The 1,026-nt window shown below is 56.4% G+C and carries 1 protein-coding gene; it reads left to right on the top strand.

The genetic code is table 11. From position 1 onward, the window contains the following. Positions 1-17: 17 nt before the first annotated feature. On the top strand, positions 18-1,026 hold a 1,009-nt coding region (lipA, locus tag CVS30_RS17705), incomplete at its 3' end, for a lipoyl synthase (protein WP_110486867.1).

Genomic DNA, 1,026 nt, shown 5'->3' with positions numbered 1-1,026 from the left:
GCAGAAGGAGTTCTTTCATGACGTTGGCGCCTGAGGGTCGTAAGTTGTTGCGTATTGAGCAGCGTAATGCTGCTGTTCCGGTGGAGCGTAAGCCGGAGTGGATGAAGGCCAAGGTCGAGATGGGGCCGGAGTTCATCGCGATGAAGAACCTGGTTAAGGGTCAGGGGCTTCATACGGTGTGTGAAGAGGCTGGGTGCCCGAATATTTTTGAGTGCTGGGAAGACCGTGAGGCGACGTTCCTCATTGGTGGTTCCGAATGCACGCGCCGTTGTGATTTCTGTCAGATTGATACGGGTAAGCCGTCTCCGATTGACATGTTTGAGCCGACGAAGGTCGCTCGTTCTGTGGTGAAGATGAATCTGCGCTATGCCACGGTCACGGGTGTGGCGCGTGATGATCTGGCCGATGAGGGCGTGTGGCTCTATGCCGAGACGGTGCGGAAGATTCATGAGTTGAATCCGACCACGGGTGTGGAGTTGTTGATTCCTGATTTCTCTGGCAAGCCCGAGCACATCACGGCGATCTGTGAGTCTAAGCCGGAGGTCTTCGCGCACAATGTGGAGACCGTGCCGCGGATTTTCAAGCGGATTCGTCCGGCGTTCCGGTACGAGCGTTCCTTGGATGTGATTAGTCAGGGTCGTGATCAGGGGATGGTGACGAAGTCGAACCTGATTTTGGGTATGGGTGAGACGCGTGAGGAAATCTCTCAGGCATTGCAGGATCTTCATGATGCGGGCACGGATTTGATCACGATCACCCAGTACCTGCGCCCTTCGGAGCGTCATTTGCCGGTGGATCGTTGGGTCAAGCCGCAGGAATTCCTTGAACTGAGCCAAGAGGCTGAAGAGATGGGCTTCCTGGGTGTCATGAGTGGGCCGTTGGTGCGTTCCTCGTACCGTGCGGGTCGTTTGTGGGCCACCGCGATGCGTAAAAAGGGCTTGGACATTCCCGAGCACCTGGCACATATCGCTGAAGGCATCGAAGATTCCGGCCATACCCGCCAGGAAGCCGCCTCCCTGATCACCA

Origin of the sequence: Arthrobacter psychrolactophilus, from assembly GCF_003219795.1 — a bacterium.
GTDB lineage: Bacteria > Actinomycetota > Actinomycetes > Actinomycetales > Micrococcaceae > Specibacter > Specibacter psychrolactophilus.
The sequence above is the reverse complement of the archived record's forward strand: the minus strand, read 5'-3'. Positions and strand labels throughout refer to the sequence as shown.